Source organism: Meiothermus sp. Pnk-1, from assembly GCF_003226535.1.
In the GTDB taxonomy this organism is placed as follows: domain Bacteria; phylum Deinococcota; class Deinococci; order Deinococcales; family Thermaceae; genus Allomeiothermus.
Map to the genome: position 1 here is coordinate 91,202 of NZ_QKOB01000002.1, position 17,486 is coordinate 108,687.

Consider the following 17,486-nt stretch of genomic DNA (forward strand, 5'->3'; position numbering starts at 1 on the left):
TCAGACCGCGACCGGGGCGGGAATCGGGGGGTGGGGATGGTAGCCCTCGAGCCGGATATCCTCGTAGCGGAAGGCGAACAGGTCGCGCACCTCGGGGTTGAGGCGCACGGTGGGGAGCGGGCGCGGTTCGCGGGTGAGCTGGAGCCGGGCCGGCTCGAGGTGGTTGTTGTAGAGGTGCGCGTCGCCCAGGGTGTGGATGAACTCGCCGGGCTCGAGGTCCGTCACCTGCGCGACCATCAGCGTGAGCAGGGCGTAGGAAGCGATGTTGAAGGGCACCCCCAGGAAGACGTCGGCGCTGCGCTGGTAGAGCGAGCAGGAAAGCCGGCCGCCGGCGACGTAGAACTGGAAGAGGGCGTGGCAGGGGGCCAAGGCCATCCTGGGCAGGTCGGCCACGTTCCAGGCGCTCACGACGAGCCGCCTGGAGTCAGGGTTGCGGCGGATCTCCTCGAGCACCCAGGAGATCTGGTCTATGGTCCTGCCGTCGGCCCCTTCCCACGAGCGCCACTGCTTGCCGTAGATCGGCCCCAGCTCGCCCGATTCGTCGGCCCACTCGTCCCAGATCGAGACCCCGTGCTCCTTGAGGTAGCGGATGTTGGTGTCCCCGCGTAAAAACCAGAGCAGCTCATAGACTACGCTCTTCCAGTGGACTTTCTTGGTGGTGACCAGCGGGAAGCCCTCCTGGAGGTCGAAGCGCATCTGGTAGCCGAAGACCGAGCGGGTGCCGACCCCGGTGCGGTCGGACTTGGGTACCCCATGCTCGAGCACATGGCGCAGGAGTTCGTGGTAGGCCTGCATCGGGGGTAGTTTACCGCGTGGCGGTCGCTAAAGCGAGCCTTGCAGCGGTCGCTAAAGCGAGCCTTGCGGCGCGGCCAAAGGGAAAACCCCCTCCTGGCTAGGACGGGGGTTTTCCCAACGAGGAGGCCCGAAGACTTCTAGAAGGAGACCTTCAAGCCGGCGCGAGCGCCCAGCCCGAACTGGAGGTTCTGTTCGAAGCGGGGGTTGGCCTCGGCAAACAACCCGAGGTTGCGGGAGAAATTGAGGCCAAAGCCGACCACGCTGTTGCCGTAGGTGTTGGCCAGGATGTCGCCGGGGGCGCTCAGATCTACACGGGCGCCCAGACCGAGGTAGGGATCGAAGAAACCGCCAGGGTTGAGCGAACGGATGAAGTTCAGCTCGAGCGCCAAGTTGTTGTTGCTCAGGCGGTAATCCACCCCCAGCCGGGGCCCGAAGCCCAAGAAGAGGTCGCGCAGACCGATTGTCGCGGAGACGCTCAGGTTATCGGTGAAGTTGGAGGAGACCGGGTTGGTGGTGATCGCCGGGTAGGCCGCGCCGATGCCTAGGTATACGCTGGGCAGCGGGGCGGGGGTCGACTCGGTGACCGGAGCGGGAGCTGGGCTCGGGGTGGGAGCCGGGGCAGGAGCCGGCGCCGGGGCAGTGGACTGCTGACGCAAAGCGGCCAAGTCAGCCTGGAGGCTCTTCACCTGCTGCTCCAGAGCTGCGATGCGCTGGGCCTGGGCGGTGTTGGCTTGGCTGAGCTGTTGCACCTGCCCCTCTAGCGCGGTCACCCGGGGGGTCAGGTCGGGGCCGGCGGCAGGGGCTGGCTGGGCCGGAGCCTGGCTGAGCTTTTGCACCTGTTCCTCAAGGGCGGCAATTCGCGCGGCGAGGGCATCGCTCTGCGGGGTCTGGGTGGGCTGCCCCCCAAGGCTCTTCACCTGCTGCTCGAGCGCGGCGATTCGGTTGGTGAGTTCGGTGGTGTCGGGCGTGGGGCGACCTGCGAGCTGCTGCACTTGCTGCTCGACGGAGGCCAGGCGTTTGTCTTGGGCAGCGCTGGCCTCCTCGAGGGCCGCCAGGCGCTTCTGGAGGGCGGCTAGCTCGGCTTGGACTTGCTGCATCCCCTGCTGGATCATGCCCTGATCCTGCGGTGGCACCTGGCTGAGGGCGCCCGATTGCAGCAGGCGGTAAAAGATTAGGGCGGCCTGGTAGCGGGTGAGGTTCTCGTTGCCCCGGAAGGTGCCATCGGGGAAGCCCTGGATGAGGCCGCGCTGCGTGATGTACTCCACCGCCTCCCTTGCCCAGTGGCCCGCCGGCACATCGCGGAAATTGGCAGGCGGGTTTTGGGCTTGGGCCAGCGACAGCGAACCCAAGCCCAGCGAAAACGCTAACACCGAGGAGAACCATGGTTTTCTACGCATTTCAAACACCTCCGAGGATCCTAGGGCTGCAAGCCAAAGACCGGCCTGCACACCCCCACCCTATTGGCCTTGGATGAAAGGACTCCCAAAAACAGGTTGTGGCCTCGTTGGGCGCGCTGTCATCTGTCTCATGCAAAGCCAGAGCCTAAGCCCATAGCCTTCAAGGCAAAGCCAATGGGGAAGGTGAATCCGAGGCCGGGCATTAAATGGGGACCGGCTCAAGATTTGATAAAACCTAGCCGTTTGCGGAGGAATCCTGGTTGGCGCCCTGCGAAGGCCGCGGCGAGAGGGGGGGGCCAGAACGGGTGCGGGGTCGGCGGACCAACTGCAAAGCGCTACCCCCGAGGTGGGGATAGCCTTCGCCTGCGGATACGCCGCCATCCGCCTCCCAGGCGCAGCCGCACGCGCTGCCAGCCCAAGGCACCGAGGCCGACCAGCCCTCCGATCAACGTCAGGAGCCATAGGGTGGTAAACAGCCAAACGACCACCAATAACCCAAGCCCTGCGGCCAGGCCGAGGGCCAGCCAGGCCCAGGGGCCTTGCAGGGGGAGCATTCGCGGCTTCACGCCTTCTAGTTTAGGCTCGAGAAGTTAGCGGGGACTGAGAGCTATGGTCCCAGCTTGCGCTTGAGGTAAAGCATGAGCTCCTCGAGCGCTGATCGCAGGGCCTTTTGCTCGCGAAGGAGTTGCTCTAGGGGATCCTCGCGGTTGCCGAAGGAGAGGGTTTTATAGAGCAAGGTGGCGTTGCTGCAGCGCGGGCAGGCCAGCCCTGAGGCGGCGATGCTGGGGGCGTAGAAGATGCGGGTGTTGTCGCGGGGGCACAGCAGGTACTTGATCCCGGCGGCCTCGCCCCGGCGGATGCTCTCGGCCAGGCTCTCTGCCTCTTCGAGCGGGTAGCCCACGAAGAAATCCCCGGCCACCTCTAAGAAGCCGACTCCAGGTTCGCGGGTGGCCTGGATCTCGCTTTTAAAACCCCTAGGAGCCGCCCAGCCGGTACCGTTCCAGCGAAAATGGCGCAGGTGGCGCTTTCCTTGCTTGTCCTCGATCTCTACGATCAAGGTGATCTCGGGGTCGCGGGGATAGTAGAAAAACCGCACCGCAGCCACTCCTTGCAGACTGGGGTCTCTGGGCAAGGTGTAACAGAGCGGACCCTCGCCCTTCTCGGGGTAACCCACCAACTGCTGTAGGTCGTAGAGGGTCAACCCAGGGTGTTCTAGGTCACCCTCCAGGAGCGAGCGCACCTTGTCAAACGCTTGATCGAGCCCGGCATCGGCCATACTTAGAGTTTATTAGATGGTTTTGTTTGAAGTTTTAGCCCATCCCTAAGAAGGGATGGGCAGAAGAGGGGAACCGCAGGAGGTTATGGCTTGCTCGAGGGGGCTTGGTTGTCCTGCTTGGGTTGAGCCGGGCTTTCTGGCTTCGAGTCCGGGTTCGCTTCGGCAGGCTTGGTCTCCTTAGGGGTGATCTCGGCCAGCACTTTGTTGAGGTTATTTTCTACCTTGGTCTGCTTGCGCAGCTCAGCGACCCAGTCCTGGGCGGCCTTGCTTCGCTTTTGCGCCAACACCTGTTCCCGTGCTTGGTCGGCTACTTCTTCGAACGGCCGCAGCTTTTCGGCCACCCGGTTGTTGACGATGAGCACCTGGTAGCTGCTGTCGTCGAGCTTGATCACCTCGCTCACTTCGCCTAGCGGCCCCTGGGGGAAATTTTCCTTGGTGAGGAAGACCAAGCGGTTGGCGATCGGGGGTAAGGTGCCGGGGTTGACCTTGCCGTAGTCGGTCACGCTGCCGCCGTTGGCTTTGGCCAACTCTTCGAGCTTCCCACCTTTGAGGGCTGCCGCACGGAAAGCCTTAGCCTTGGCCTCATCCTCCTTTTTGAAGCTCACCCCCTTGACCTCTGCCGAGGCTGGAATCGTGAAGGAAGCGGGATTCTCGTCGTAGTACTTGCGCACTTCCTGGTCGGTGACCGTGATGTCTTTGGTGTGATAGGCCTGCACCTCGCGGGCGATCTGGTCGCGGGCCCCCACAAAGGGCTGGTTGAGCTTCTTAGCTTCCCTTACCAAGATTTCGCGGGTGATGAGCTGCTCCAGGGCCTGTGGCATGAAGAACTGCACCGCCAATTCCCCTAGACCCTGTTGGATAAGCTGGGGAATCTGCTGGTTAGTGAAGACCAGCTGGGTCAGCTCGGGGAGTTTGATCTCGCTCTCGCCTACTTTGGCCACCACCGGATCCTTGTAGGTATAGGTGATGTTCTCGGCGAAGCGCACCTGGGTTTTCTTGCGCAGCTCGAGCAGGTACGCCTCTAGGGCCTGATCGCCCTTGATCTTTTTGACGTCCTCGCTGACGCGGTCTTTGACCTCGTCGAAGTTGGGTTCACCGCCCGGTTTGAACTCCTCCACCTTCACGATGTAGTAGCGCCCCCCCGAGGCGATAGGCGCGGTGAGGCCGCCCTGCTTGAGCTTGAAGACCGCTTCGGCCACCTCGCTGGGGAAGATCACCCGGGTCACGAAGCCGGGCTCGCTCTTGCCGGTCTCGGCCCCTAGCGCCCCACCCTGGTCGGCCGCCACCTTGGAGTTCTTCTTGGCTAACTCGGCGAAGTCGGCTCCGGCCTTGAGCTGGGCGTAGAGCTCGTCGGCCAGTTTCTTGTCGTCTACCACGATCTGGCGGGCCTTGACCCGGTCTTCGGTCTTGTAGCTGGCCTTGTTCAGATCGAAGTAAAACCTGACCTCTTCGGGGGTAGGGGTAGCCTTCTTTTGGATTTCCTCGATCCGCTTTTGGATCTTCAGGTTATCGCGCAGTTCGTTGCGCAGCTGCGAGTCGGTGTAGCCGATCTGGTTCAGCAGCTGGTCGTATTGCTCCTTGGTGGTGGCCCCGGCGCGTTGCTTGAGGTCGTCGAGGGCTTTGCGCACCTCTCCCCCGGAGACGCGAATGCGGCTCGAGTCCTGCTGCACCGCCTTGGTAAGGATCACCTGCTCGATGAAGAAAGTGTCCAACAGGGGTTTCATCACCCCTTGCGGGTTGCTCGAGAGCAGCGGGTCGCGCGACTGGAGGCGGGCCAGCTCGAGTTCGCTGACCGGCCGACCGTTGATCCACATCACGGTGGGGCCTTCGCTGCGATTCCTGCCCAAGTTGCCCCCTCCCTGTAGGGCGAAAAGGATGGTTGCCCCCACCAAGAACGCCAGGGCGAGGAAACCAAAGATGATGGTGATGACGCGCTTGTTGATTCCAAACACTTGACTGCCTCCTTAGGCGGTGCTACCCTTGCTGATGCGTGCGCCCGTAGCTCAGTTGGATAGAGCGTTGGCCTCCGGAGCCAAAGGTCAGAGGTTCGAGTCCTCTCGGGCGCGCCACCGCTTATTTTTTATCCCAACAAGCTTAGCCCCCGATGAACCCGGTTGGTTCACGCGGTCACGGTGTAGAGCAACTCGAGCGCAGAGCCTAACCATGGTCTCGCCAGCAGATAGCCAGAGCGGATTCTAGCACACCCACCCTGCCTAGCCAGCAAGGTGACCAGCGGGTCAAATTGGGAGTATGCTTAGAGCCTATGCTGCCGCTGCTGCTCTCCTGGCTGCACGCCACCAACGACCTCTTCGGGGCTTTCTTGACGCCGCTTTTGCCCAAACTCCAGGCCGCTTTCGGGGTGGGCTACGGGACGGTTTCGCTCCTGGTGGCCACCTACTCCCTAAGCGGTAGCCTGCTCCAGCCGGTAGCCGGCCTGATCGCCGACCGCTACGACCGGCGCTGGCTGGCTGCCCTGGGGCCGGTGTTGGTAGCGTTGGGCGGCGGGTTGATGGGGTTTTTCCCCACCCCGCTGGCGCTGGGGTTGATGCTGGCGTTTTCTGGCTTGGGCTCGGCCCTGTTCCACTCGGCGGCAGCGGCCCTGGTCGGGCAGTACGCGCTCCCTGAACGGCGCGGTTTTTGGCTCAGCTTCTTCTCCACCGGGGGGTACGTGGGGATGGCCCTGGCTCCGGCCCTCTCCTTGAGCGTGGTGAACGCCGGAGGGCTTAGGGCGCTGGCTTGGCTGGTTCCGCTGGCCTTCGTCCCGGCGGTGCTGCTCCTGTGGAGGGCCCCAGCGGTCCGCCTACAAACCAAGCCCTCGACCTTCAGCGACCTGGCCCGGGTCTTCAAAGGCCAGGTGGCCCGGTTGTGGGCGGTTTCTACTTTGCGCAGCGTGGTGTTCATGAGCTTTTCCACCACCATCCCTTTCTGGTTCGCCCAGCGCGGCCTCTCCGATGAGTGGGTCAAGGTCACCCTCACCGCGTACAGCGTATCCGCCACCGCGGGGGCTTTTCTGGGAGGAACCCTCTCCGACCGGTTGGGGCGGCGCACGGTGTTGGTGGGAACCATGATCTGTGCCATACCCCTATATGTGGCGCTGTTGCTGCTCCCCCCGGAGCACTGGCTGTTCGTGGGGGTGCTTTCCCTTACCGGGGCCTTGATGAACGCCGGGGTTCCCACCGCGGTGGCCATGGCCCAGGAACACGAGCCTAAGCAGATGGCCACCGTTTCGGGGCTGTTGATGGGCTTTACCTGGGGCTTTGCCGGGCTGCTCTATGGGGTGGTGGGGCCGATAATTGAACGCTTCGGGGTTATCGAGAGCCTGAGCGTGATGGGGCTGTTGCTCATCCCCGCCCTTACCCTGTCCCTGGCGGTGCGGGAGGCAAGGCCTCGAGTAGCCCTGAAAGGCGATTGATTCTCCCGCCTCGGGTACGGCGGGGCGGTGTGCGGGGCCGGATGACATCCGGCCCCCCGCTTTGGGTGCACAATGGGGCTATGATCAAACGCATCCTGCTCGCTAGCGATGGCTCGGCTCCGGCTAGGGGTGCGGAAGCCCTGGCCGAGTGGCTCGCATACGAGCTCGAGGCCCACCTAGTCGGTCTTTTCGTGCGCGATAGCCGCTGGATCCGGTTGCCCGAGTTCCTCGACCTGGGGGCGCTCTCGGTGCCGTTGCCCGCCTACCACCAGGAGATCGAGCAGGCCCTCACGGTGAAGGGGGAGGGTATCTTGAAGCGGCTCTGGGATTCCGCCCAGGGGGCTGGGGTGAGCTTCGCCCGTAAGCTCGAGACCGGGGTGCCCGCCGAGGTGATCGTCCAAGAAGCCCGCACCGCCGACCTGGTGGTGCTAGGCCGCCAGGGAGAGAATCACCCCCAGGGAGAAGCCCTCGGCGGCACGGCCGAACGGGTGGTGCGTACCAGCCCGGTCCCGGTGCTCCTCACCCCACCCGCATATACCCACCCCGAGCGGCTGCTGATCGGCTATAACGGCTCCGAGCCCGCACTGCGGGCTCTGCACTTCGCAGCGTCGCTGGCGGTGGAACTCGGCTTGGGGGTCCAGGTGCTGAGCGTGGATGACAGCTTGGACCGCGCCGAGGGGTTAGCCCGCGAGGGGGCCGAGTACCTGGCGGCCTACGGCCTGAACATCGAACCGGCGGCGCTTCAGGGCGATCCTGCCGAGCGGTTGTTGGAAGCCCAGGGGCCAGCCGACTTGCTGGCTTTGGGGGCGTTCGGCGGCGGCCCGGTGCGGCGCTGGCTCTTGGGTTCTACCACTGAATACGCCCTGCGAACCTGCCAAGGACCGGTGCTGGTGGTGCGGTAGATATCAGCGGCCAACGCGGCAGGGCGCCGCAAGAGAAAGCCTTCCCGAGCCATGGGGTAGACTGGAATTACAACCCTCAGGACCAGTCGGGAGGTGCTCATGACGGCGACGGTGCGGCAGTTGTTACAGCTCAAGGGCAACCGGGTCTTTGACATTTCCCCCCAAGCCACGGTGTACGAAGCGCTCGAGCGCATGGCCCAGCACGACGTAGGGGCCTTGCTGGTGCTGGAGGAGGGGCGGTTGGTAGGGATCTTTTCCGAGCGCGACTACGCCCGAAAGATCATCCTGATGGGCCGGGCCTCGCGGGAGACCCCCGTCCGCGAGGTCATGACCACCGATCTGGTCACGGTCAGCCCGGAGGCCACGGTGGGCGAGTGCATGGCCCTGATGACCGAACGCCGCATCCGCCACCTGCCGGTGATGGAGGGGGGACGGCTGGTAGGGGTGATCTCCATCGGAGATGTGGTGAAGGCCATCATGACCGAGCAGGAGTTCCTGATCGCCCAGCTGCAACAGTACATCAACTCCTAAGGGGCCTGGTGACGAGATTGGTTGCGCACGCCAGTGCCCCCGTCACTTTCGATCCCCAACCAGCGCGTTGAGCAGGTAGCTCACGATAGCCAGGAGGATCGCGCCGACGAAAGCCCCGCCAAAGCCGCGCACCTCGAGGTTGGTAAAACCCGCCACCACCGCCAGCACGACGGCGTTGACGACCAGGGTGAAAAGCCCCAGGGTGACCAGGTTGAGGGGCAGGGTAAGGAAGAGCAGGACGGGCCGAATCAGGGCGTTGGCCAGCCCCAGGATGAGCCCTGCTACCAAGTAATCCAAAAGCCCCGAGCCCGGGGCGAAGAAAACCCCGCCGTACAGCTGGGCCACGAGCCATAGCGCCACGCTATTCAACAGGAGGCGGAGCAGGAATCCTCGCATACCCTCAGGGTAGCATCCATAGACCGACGAGGGCTCCCCGTCGCCGGGTAGCCCTCGTGACCGGTGGGCGTTGGCTCGCCCTTAGGGGTTAGGACGACCCACCGCGCCTTGCGCTTGGCGTATAGCGTACGACATGAGCTCCGAGAAAGCGCCTTCACTCCACCGTCACCGATTTGGCCAGGTTCCTCGGCCGGTCCACGTCGCGCCCCAGGAGCACCGCGGTCTCGTAGGCCAAAAGCTGCAAGGGCACCGCGCTCACCAAGGGGGCCAGCAGGGGGTGGGTCTTGGGCACATAGAGCACCTCCTGGGCCAACTGCTTGATCCTTTCATCCCCCTCGGTGGCGACGGCGATGACCCGGCCCCCCCGGGCCCGCACCTCCTGGACATTGGAGAGCGTTTTCTCGTACAGCGGGCTTTCGGTGGCCAGCACCACCACCGGCAGCCGCTCGTCGATGAGGGCGATGGGGCCGTGCTTCATCTCGCCCGCCGGGTAGGCCTCGGCGTGGATGTAGCTGATCTCCTTGAGCTTCAAAGCCCCCTCGTAGGCGGTGGGGGCTTGGATATGGCGGCCCAGGAAGAGATAGTCTGCGGCCTGGTGGTACTTCTCGGCGATATGCGCGACGTGGGGGCGCTGCTCGAGCGCCCGCTCCACCAACCGGGGCAGCTTGCGCAGCTCGGCCAGAAAACCGCGGGCCTCGGCCACGGAAAGGGTGCCCCGGGCCCGGCCCATCCACACCGCGAGGAGGGCCATGGCTGCGAGCATTGCGGTATAGGCTTTGGTCGAGGCTACCCCGATCTCCGGCCCGGCGTGGATGTAGAGGGTGTCGTCGGTTTCGCGGGTGATCGAGGACCCTTTGGCGTTGATCACCCCCAGGGTGCCCGCCCCTTTGCGCTTGGCCTCGCGCACCGCCTCGAGCGTGTCTATGGTCTCCCCGGACTGGCTGATGGCGATGGCCAGGGTGCTGCCGTCCGCCACCGGGTTGCGGTAGCGGTACTCGCTGGCCACCTCTACCTCGACCGGGATGCGGGCCAGCGCCTCGAGCAGGTATTTCCCCACCCATCCCGCGTAGTAGGCCGTCCCGCAGGCCACGACGTGCACCTTGTCGAAGGCGGCGGGGTCGAGCCGGAGCCCCAACTCCACGCCCCCCTCCTCTTCGCGCAGCCGCCCGCCCAGGGTATTTTCCAGCGCCCAAGGCTGCTCGTAGATCTCCTTGAGCATGTAGTGAGGGTAGCCGCCCTTCTCAGCGGCCTCGAGGCTCCAGTCCACCTCCACCACTTCGCGCTCTACCCGGTTGCCCGCAAGGTCAGTGACCCGCACCCCCTCGCGGGTGATGACCGCCAGGTCTCCGTCGTGCAGGAAGATCACCCGGCGGGTGTAGGGGAGGAGGGCCGGCACGTCCGAGGCCACGAAGTTCTCCCCCTCCCCGATCCCGATCACCAAGGGGCTCACCGTGCGGGCCACCACGATCTCCTCGCCGTCTTGGTGCGCCACCACCAGCCCGTAGGCCCCGTAGGCCTCCTGGAGCGCCGCCCGTACGGCCGCCTCGAGGTTCCCTTGGTACTTTTCCTCGATTAGGTGGGCCAGCACCTCCGAGTCGGTCTCGCTGGTAAAGACGTGCCCCCGGCGCAAGAGCCCCTCCTTGAGCGAGAGGTAGTTCTCGATGATCCCGTTGTGGATCACCGCCAGCTCGCCGTCCTCGGTGGTGTGGGGGTGGGCGTTGGGGTCGGTGGGGGCCCCGTGGGTGGCCCAGCGGGTGTGGCCCACGCCCAGCGAACCCGAGAGCTGCTGGCGCTGGAGCGCCTCCGCCAACACCGCGAGCTTGCCCGCCCGCTTCACCACCCTTAGGTGGCCGTTTACCTTTACCGCCACCCCGGCCGAGTCATAGCCCCGGTACTCGAGGCGGCGCAGCCCTTCCAACAACACCTCCGTCGCGTTTCTGAACCCTACATACCCGACAATTCCGCACATGTATGACCTCGTTGATAACTCATGACCCAATGGCTGATAGCCGATAGCTACCCGCTGGGGAACTCTATGGGCGTTTCGCCCTTAGCCTCTTGCGTTTTGCGTCTTGCGTCTTGCGTTTTAGGCCCTGCCCCCGGATTGTCCCGGGCTCGCGCGCCGGGCTTTCTCCTAAGGGCTTATCTGAAGCGGAAGGGGAGGGCTTTCCCCTGGCGGCATCCGCGGATCTTCGATCTTTTGCAGCCGGGTGGGCTGCTTATCTCTTTCTGCCTCGGCCCGTTGGCAAATGTTGGCGCCGAGTTCAGATTCAGAGTCCGCCTCCTCGTAAGGTAAACCGTGGGTGGCTTTCTTCCGCGCCCCTTGCCCTTTCCGGCTTACCCCCTGCGCTACCCGCTATGAGTTTTATACCTCCTTTCTGCATGGTACACATCGTACCCAATAGGAGTATACATGATTCTCGGCTCTAGAGGCCCATTCTCTCTTGACAGGCGCGAGGAAAGCTCGGTATGATGCGCCCGGATGTGCAAGGTGAGACCTGGGTGAGCCCGATAAGGGCTGCAGGCGCACCGGCGAGCATCCTGGCTAAGGAAGCGGTTTGGCGGCTATAGGAGAGGAAACACGGCAACTCGCCCAGGGCCAACGAACCCATTCCTATGCCAGCAACCCCTCACGAGTGAGGGTGCGAGGAGGCATATGAAGAAAAGATTGGTCATCCTACTGGCAGGGCTCCTGACGGTGCTCTCCATGGGCTTTGGTTCCGCCCAGTTCTCCGATGTACCGGCTGGGCACTGGGCCAAGGAAGCCGTGGAATCCATCGCCGCGCAGGGGCTCATCGTTGGCTTCCCCGACGGCACCTTCCGGGGCAACGAGAACCTCACCCGCTACCAGGCGGCCTTGATCATCTACCGGCTGCTACAGCAACTCCAGGGGCAGCAGGGCCAGCCCGCGCCCAAGATCGACGAGGAGACCCTCAACACCATCCGCAACGCGGTGCAGGAGCTGGCGGCCGAGCTGGCGGCCTTGGGTGTGCGGGTCTCGGCGCTCGAGGACAACGCCGCCTCCAAGGACGACATCGCCCGCCTGGAAGCCGCCATCGAGGAGCTCAAGGGGGCCAAGCCGGAAGGGGGCATGGACCAGCAGGCCCTCTCCGACCTGGCCGACCGGGTCGAGGCCGCTAGCGTGGCCGCCGACACCGCGCTGGCCCAGGCCCAGCAGCTCGCCGACCGCCTCGATGCCGTGGAGGGCGATGTGGCGACGGTCAAGACCCAGCTCGAGGCCGATGCCGACAGCATCCGTGCCCTGAACGAGCTCTCCGTGCTCCTGAACCAGGACGTGCTCTCCCTGCAAGACCGGGTGACCGCCTTGGAGAAGAGCGTGGGCACCCTGAGCGAGACCGACTTCAACGAGTTCGCCACCAAGGAGGACGTGGCCGCGGTGCAGGAGTTCGCCACCGCCCTGCGCGGCGACCTGGTGCGCCTCTCCGACCGGGTGGGCACCCTCTCCACCACCGTGGATGACATCAACAAGCGGGTAGGGGCCCTCGAGTCGGTGAAGTTCACCCTCAGCGGCAACATCTCCGCCACCTACGGCTACGCCACCGCCACCGGCCCCAACTTCGACATCGACCGGCTCTTCTCCAGCAACCAGCTCAGCTCGGGCAGCGGCGCGGATGACTCCAGCGGGGCGCGCCTGCGCGTTGCGGTGCGCCGGGGCGACTTCAACCAAAACTACACCGACTTCAGCAGCGGCCTCAACTTCGGCCTCAAGTTCGCCAGCGGCCCCATCTCCGAGGTGAGCGTCAACACCGACTTCAGCGCGGTCAACGCGGACCTCAGCCGGGCCCTCAAGGTCAACAGCGCCAGCATCAAGGGGAACCTCTCCGGGCAGAGCTTCACCGTTCAGTACAACAACGACGACGTGAAGTTCCGCTTCAACCCCTACCTCTTCTCCAACAACACCGACGGCGACGTGACCGTACGCCCCGGTGTGGTAGCCACCCTGAACGCCACCGCCCTGCCGCTCTCGCCGAGCTTCACCGTGGTGGCGGGCTCCGGGGCCAGCACCGACGGTACGAAAGGCGGCGGCAACACCGTGCTGGCGGACGACTACTTCGGCACGCGGGCCGAGGTGGGCCTGCTGGGCCTCAAGTTCGGCCTCTCCTACGCCGAGCGCAACAGCGGGCTCTCCGGCAGCTACCCCGCGGGGGGCACCGTGACGGGCGGGCGTTCGGCCTTCGGAGCGGACTGGAACGGCAAGCTCTTCGGCCTGCTGTCCCTGGAAGGCGCCTACGTCGCCTCGCACGACTTCGCCAACCCGCTGGACTTCTCTAACCAGCTCACCACCGACCAGGCCTTCTACACCAAGGTGGGGGTCAGCCTCGGCCCGGTGACCCTCAACGCTAACTACCGCGCCATTGACCCGCAGTTCGACAACGGGGTGGCCGGGATGTCGGGAGACTCCGGTTACTACTACTTCGGGCTGGGCGGCAACGGCGAGGCCCCCTTCGGCCCCAACAACGTGGGCTACGGGCTGGACGGCTCGGTCAAGCTCGGGATCCTGAACGGCATCGAGCTGCGCTTCCTCTACGACAGCTCCTCCGACTTCGCCACCCGCAGCCTGACCGCCAGCACCCTGAGCGTGGGCGGTACCGTGGGCCTCTTCGCGGGCTTCAGCCTGAGCGGCTGGTACAACAACACCCAGGTAAACGGCAACCAGGTCTCCGGCGTGGACGGCACCCAGAGCGGCCTCAACGGCAACTACAACTACTTCCTTTACGGCGCTCAGGACGACCGCTGGTCCAGCGGCTTCGGGGTCAAGCTCTCCCACGACGGCAAGGCCTCCAACGCCCTCATCAGCGGCCTCAACCTGAACCTGGCCTACCGTACCTTCTACAACCCGGCCAGCTCTAGCAACAGCTTCACCGACATCGAGGCCGCGGCCTCCTACTCGGGCAAGCTGGCCATCCTCAGCCTGAACCCCTTCGTCCGCTACCACACCTTCACCGATTCCAACGCCACCCCGACCACTTACGACTACAACACCCTCAAGTTCGGCATCAGCGCCTCCACCGACCCCCTGGGCATCCCGCTGAAGCCCTCGCTGGACGGTGCCTATGCCCAGCGCAACACGAACATTACCCGCGGCTCCACTAACAGCCCGAGCGAGCAGTTCTGGCGCGCTGGCCTGACCCTGAACGAGTTCTTCGCCGCGGGGAGCAAGTTCAAGGTGGGCTACGCCAGCTACCAGGCCACCAACGTGGTCTCTCCGCTGCCGCAGGGTGGCGCCCCGGCCCGCGGCTACACCGGCGCCTTCAACAGCATCTCCAACGACCGCATCTTCGAGTACCCCGGTGAGGTGCAGTTCCCCTGGAACCTCACCACCGGTGCGGGTACCAACAGCGGCGGCGTGGCCGGGATCTACACCGAGTGGACCTACGGCAACCTGACCAGCGCTTTTGGGGTGTTCAACCTCACCGACGGCTCGGGGAATGTCCTCTCCAAGGGCACGGCCTTCAAGGTCAGCTACAACGTGAGCTTCTAACCGCTAGAAGCCCCTTACCCCCGCCCTTGGGCGGGGGTTATTCTTTAAGGCAGCAGCTCGAGGCCAATCTTGGCCTGCACCGCCCCCAAGTGCCGGCGGTCGGTGGTGGCGATTGCTCCAATGCCCAGTTCCTCGGCAATGGCGATGATGGCTGCGTCTACGAATCCCAGGCGCAGGTCGGCGTACTGCTGGTTGAGCTGCAAGACCCGTTTATAGCCTTCTGGGCTGAGGTTGGCGACCAAATAGACCCCCTGCGTGATGTCGTCGTACAGGGCAAGTTGGCCTTGGAAGCCCAGCCGGGTGGACAGCAGGTAATCGGCCTCGGCGATGGCCGGAGCAGGCAACACGGGCGGGCTATCCTCGGCATCCAGAAGGGCTCGAGCCTGGGGGTGCCAAAAGTCCTTTTTATCGTAGTAGGCAAACAAGATGCCGGTATCCACCAGTAGCGGCACGCATTACCTCGAGGTCCCGAGCGCTTCGACCTGTTCTGGCGATAGCGAATCCAACCCTAAACCCTCGGCCAGCAGTTCCTCGGCCCGTTCCGCGGTGTCGGTGTGACCGCTGTCAAAGGCCCCAGCGTAACGGGAGCGAGGGCGGGGCTGTTTTCCCAGCTCCTTCCGCAGCAGCTCGCGGATGATCTCGGCCATGGGTTTTTTGCGACGCTGGGCCTCGAGCTTCAGCCGGATTTCCAGATCGGGGTCGAGGTAGATGGTCGTGCGCTTCATATGTTTATGTTAGCATACCTGAATGGCCCGGCCAACGAGCAACTACATCCGAAACGGCCTTAGGTCGTCTAAAACTGGCCCCAGAACGGGATACGCCCGTGCAACCTGGGTGCTACGTCCTACGTCGTACGTCATACGAAGGGGATCGGTCCCTCGGGTGTACGGAGCTTGCTCCGTCCCGATAGGGGATCGTCCCCTAGGTGTACGGCGGTACGCCGTCCCGATTTTTTCCCCCGCGTTTAGCGTCTGGCGTTTTGCGTACGACGTACGACGTACGGCTGGCCTACTTTCGGTGGCTCAGCCCAGCTCCGCCGAGGAGAGATCCCCCAGCACCAGCTTGTGGGCTTTGGGAAGGCCGTTGCGGCTGGTGACCCGGGCCCCTACCCCCAGAATGCTCTCGTGCAGCCGCAAAGGCACATCCTCGACCACCGCGCCGTCCTCGAGGATGGAGAACTCCACCTCGGCCCGGCGCACCACCGCTCCTGGCCCCACCGAGGTAAAAGGCCCGATGTAGGCCCCATCTATGATGGCTCCGCTGGCGATCATCACCGGCCCTAAAATGGTGGACTCCCGTACCACCGCCCCCTCTTCGATCACTACTTGTCCGGTGATCTGGCTTTGCCAAACCTGGCCTTTGGTCTCGGGGTGCATCTCCGCCAGCAAAAGCCGGTTGGCGTCCAGAAGGTCGTGGGGCCGCCCGGTGTCCTTCCACCAGCCCTCTACCTCCATCCCCAGCACCGGATGGCCTCTTTCCAGCAGCCCTTGAATGGCGTCGGTGATTTCGTACTCGCCCCGGGCGCTGGGCTCGAGGCCGGCGATGATGGGGTGGATCTCCGGGCCGAACACGTAGACCCCGGCCACCGCCAGGTCCGAGGGCGGTTCTTTGGGCTTTTCGACGAGCCGCACCACCCGGCCCCCCTCCAAGACCGCCACCCCGAACTGCCGGGGGTCGGGGACCCGTACCAGGGCGATCACCGCCCCTACCCCAGCCCGGTAGCCCGAGACGAAGCGGGCGATCCCCGACTGAAACAGGTTATCCCCCAGATACATCACGAAGGGGCTTTCGCCCAGCCATTCCCGGGCCACGCCCACCGCGTGGGCCAACCCTCGGGGCTCCTCCTGCACGATATAGCTCAGGCTCACCCCGGGGAAGCCCTCCAGGGCTTGCATGATGTCCTCGCGGTTTTCCGGGGATACCACCACCCCGATCTGCTGTATCCCGGCCTCGCGCAGGTTCTTCACCGCGAAGTAGATGATGGGTTTGCCTGCGACGCGAAAAACGTGTTTGGGGCGCGTGTAGGTGAGGGGCCGTAGCCGCGTTCCGCGCCCGGCGGCGAGAATGAGTCCTTTCATTTGTCCCATCTTACCCCGCTCGAGCCCGGATGGCCGGTAAGCTCCCCAACACCCCCAGCGCTCACGCCGAGGGTCGGGCAAGGAGAGAGAGGACGACCCAAGGGCGTGCTGAAAGCGTTTACAATAGAATCCCCAAAGGGATGACCTACTGCGTTGACAAAACCGATAGTATGGCTTACACTTCATCTACGCAAACTTTGTAAGCGGTTACGAGGTTTGGCCGTGCGTCCGCGCCGTGTCCCCACCATCAGCGATGTCGCCCGCCTGGCCGGGGTTTCCACCGGAACGGTGAGCCGGGTGCTGAACCGGCGTCCGGGGGTCCACCCAGAAACCCGAGAGCGCGTGCTGGCGGTGGTCGAGCGTCTGGGGTATGTTCCCATGGCCGCAGCCCGGGAGCTTTCGGGACACACCGACAAGGTGGGGGTGCTGGTCTCGCCGCGGGTGTGGAAGTACTCGCCGTATTTCATCCTGCTCTTCGAGGCGCTTAGCGATTCGCTGTGGAACGAGAACTTCAAGCTCGAGGAGATCCCTTTGGACCCCTCGGGCCAGCCTATGACCGAGGCCGAGGGGTATATCGTGTTGGGGGCCCACGATCACGATCCCCGGCTCGAGCAGATGGTGCGGCAATACCCCGCCACGGTGCTGGTGGGGGTGCAGCCGGGGATGTTCTGGGTGGCCCCCGACGACCCCGGCGGGGCCTACCGGGCCACCGAGCACCTCATCAAGCTAGGGCATCGGGAGATCGCCCACCTCTCCGCAGCGGGCCAGGTGGGCCGCGAGCGCTTCGAGGGGTATCGCCAGGCGCTCGAGGACTATCGGGTTCCCTATCGGCCAGAGCTGGTATTTGACGGGGCTTTCTCCACCTTACCCGCTTACCGCGCGGTGCGGCGGGCTTGGGAGCAGGGGGTACGCTTCAGCGGCCTGTTCGCAGCTTCTGATGAGATGGCCTTGGGGGCGATAGCCGCGCTGGAAGACCTCAACTTGCGCATCCCTCAGGATGTCTCGGTGGTGGGGTTCGATGACCTGCCCGACCTGGGCCGTCCCCTTACCACGGTGCGGCAGGAGATCCCTGAGATTGCCCGTACGGTGGTGCAGCTTTTGCGGGAGGCGATCTCCCGCGCACCACCTCGAGGGGTGCGGGTCCCCGTGCAGCTGGTGGTGCGCGACACCACTGCCCGGAAGCGCTAGATCGCGCG

The 17,486-nt window shown here is 64.6% G+C and carries 15 protein-coding genes and 1 tRNA gene; 6 read left to right on the plus strand and 10 right to left on the minus strand.

Going from position 1 to position 17,486, the window contains the following annotated elements; genetic code table 11:
* From DNA98_RS03290 to DNA98_RS03310, 5 genes are all read right to left on the minus strand, one after another.
* Positions 1-795 (minus strand): thymidylate synthase, encoded by a 795-nt coding sequence (locus DNA98_RS03290; protein WP_110525709.1) that lies wholly within the window; start codon positions 793-795, stop codon positions 1-3.
* Positions 796-932: 137 nt separating this feature from the next.
* A complete protein-coding gene (locus DNA98_RS03295) occupies positions 933-2,192 on the minus strand; it encodes an S-layer homology domain-containing protein (protein WP_233493055.1) in 1,260 nt (419 codons plus the stop codon).
* A 335-nt stretch (positions 2,193-2,527) separates the two neighbouring features.
* Positions 2,528-2,758, minus strand: a complete 231-nt coding sequence (locus DNA98_RS03300; protein ID WP_129865723.1) for a hypothetical protein — start codon at positions 2,756-2,758, stop codon at positions 2,528-2,530.
* A 41-nt stretch (positions 2,759-2,799) separates the two neighbouring features.
* On the minus strand, positions 2,800-3,468 hold the full coding sequence (locus DNA98_RS03305) for a hypothetical protein (protein WP_110525714.1): 669 nt from the start codon (positions 3,466-3,468) through the stop codon (positions 2,800-2,802).
* 83 nt (positions 3,469-3,551) lie between these two features.
* Positions 3,552-5,420: a peptidyl-prolyl cis-trans isomerase gene (locus DNA98_RS03310; protein WP_110525717.1), complete on the minus strand. Its 1,869-nt coding sequence runs from the start codon at positions 5,418-5,420 to the stop codon at positions 3,552-3,554.
* A 40-nt stretch (positions 5,421-5,460) separates the two neighbouring features.
* On the opposite strand from DNA98_RS03310, the gene DNA98_RS03315 reads away from it, so the two are divergent.
* The 4 genes from DNA98_RS03315 (at position 5,461) to DNA98_RS03330 (ending at position 8,313) form a co-directional block, all read left to right on the plus strand.
* Positions 5,461-5,537 (plus strand) — tRNA-Arg (locus DNA98_RS03315).
* A 194-nt stretch (positions 5,538-5,731) separates the two neighbouring features.
* Entirely contained in the window at positions 5,732-6,880 is a 1,149-nt protein-coding gene (locus tag DNA98_RS03320) for an MFS transporter (protein WP_110525720.1), read from the plus strand.
* Between the two features lie 80 nt (positions 6,881-6,960).
* A complete protein-coding gene (locus DNA98_RS03325) occupies positions 6,961-7,782 on the plus strand; it encodes a universal stress protein (RefSeq protein ID WP_110525722.1) in 822 nt (273 codons plus the stop codon).
* 99 nt (positions 7,783-7,881) lie between these two features.
* Positions 7,882-8,313: a CBS domain-containing protein gene (locus tag DNA98_RS03330; protein ID WP_110526498.1), complete on the plus strand. Its 432-nt coding sequence runs from the start codon at positions 7,882-7,884 to the stop codon at positions 8,311-8,313.
* Between the two features lie 42 nt (positions 8,314-8,355).
* On the opposite strand, the gene DNA98_RS03335 is transcribed toward DNA98_RS03330, so the two are convergent.
* Both DNA98_RS03335 and glmS read right to left on the minus strand, forming a co-directional pair.
* Positions 8,356-8,709: a phage holin family protein gene (locus tag DNA98_RS03335; protein ID WP_110525725.1), complete on the minus strand. Its 354-nt coding sequence runs from the start codon at positions 8,707-8,709 to the stop codon at positions 8,356-8,358.
* Between the two features lie 154 nt (positions 8,710-8,863).
* Entirely contained in the window at positions 8,864-10,678 is a 1,815-nt protein-coding gene (glmS, locus tag DNA98_RS03340) for a glutamine--fructose-6-phosphate transaminase (isomerizing) (RefSeq protein ID WP_110525728.1), read from the minus strand.
* A gap of 687 nt (positions 10,679-11,365) precedes the next feature.
* Between glmS and DNA98_RS03345 the strand changes: the two genes are divergently transcribed.
* Positions 11,366-14,212: an S-layer homology domain-containing protein gene (locus tag DNA98_RS03345; RefSeq protein ID WP_110525731.1), complete on the plus strand. Its 2,847-nt coding sequence runs from the start codon at positions 11,366-11,368 to the stop codon at positions 14,210-14,212.
* 44 nt (positions 14,213-14,256) lie between these two features.
* On the opposite strand, the gene DNA98_RS03350 is transcribed toward DNA98_RS03345, so the two are convergent.
* From DNA98_RS03350 to DNA98_RS03360, 3 genes are all read right to left on the minus strand, one after another.
* Positions 14,257-14,664, minus strand: a complete 408-nt coding sequence (locus tag DNA98_RS03350; RefSeq protein WP_110525734.1) for a type II toxin-antitoxin system VapC family toxin — start codon at positions 14,662-14,664, stop codon at positions 14,257-14,259.
* Positions 14,665-14,667: 3 nt separating this feature from the next.
* Positions 14,668-14,937, minus strand: coding sequence for a CopG family transcriptional regulator (locus tag DNA98_RS03355; protein ID WP_110525737.1), 270 nt, complete (start codon positions 14,935-14,937; stop codon positions 14,668-14,670).
* A 297-nt stretch (positions 14,938-15,234) separates the two neighbouring features.
* Positions 15,235-16,290, minus strand: coding sequence for a glucose-1-phosphate thymidylyltransferase (locus tag DNA98_RS03360; RefSeq protein ID WP_110525740.1), 1,056 nt, complete (start codon positions 16,288-16,290; stop codon positions 15,235-15,237).
* 222 nt (positions 16,291-16,512) lie between these two features.
* Between DNA98_RS03360 and DNA98_RS03365 the strand changes: the two genes are divergently transcribed.
* The gene (locus DNA98_RS03365; protein ID WP_110526501.1) at positions 16,513-17,478 is read left to right on the plus strand and encodes a LacI family DNA-binding transcriptional regulator; all 966 of its coding nucleotides are present in this window, start codon (positions 16,513-16,515) and stop codon (positions 17,476-17,478) included.
* Positions 17,479-17,486: the final 8 nt, after the last annotated feature.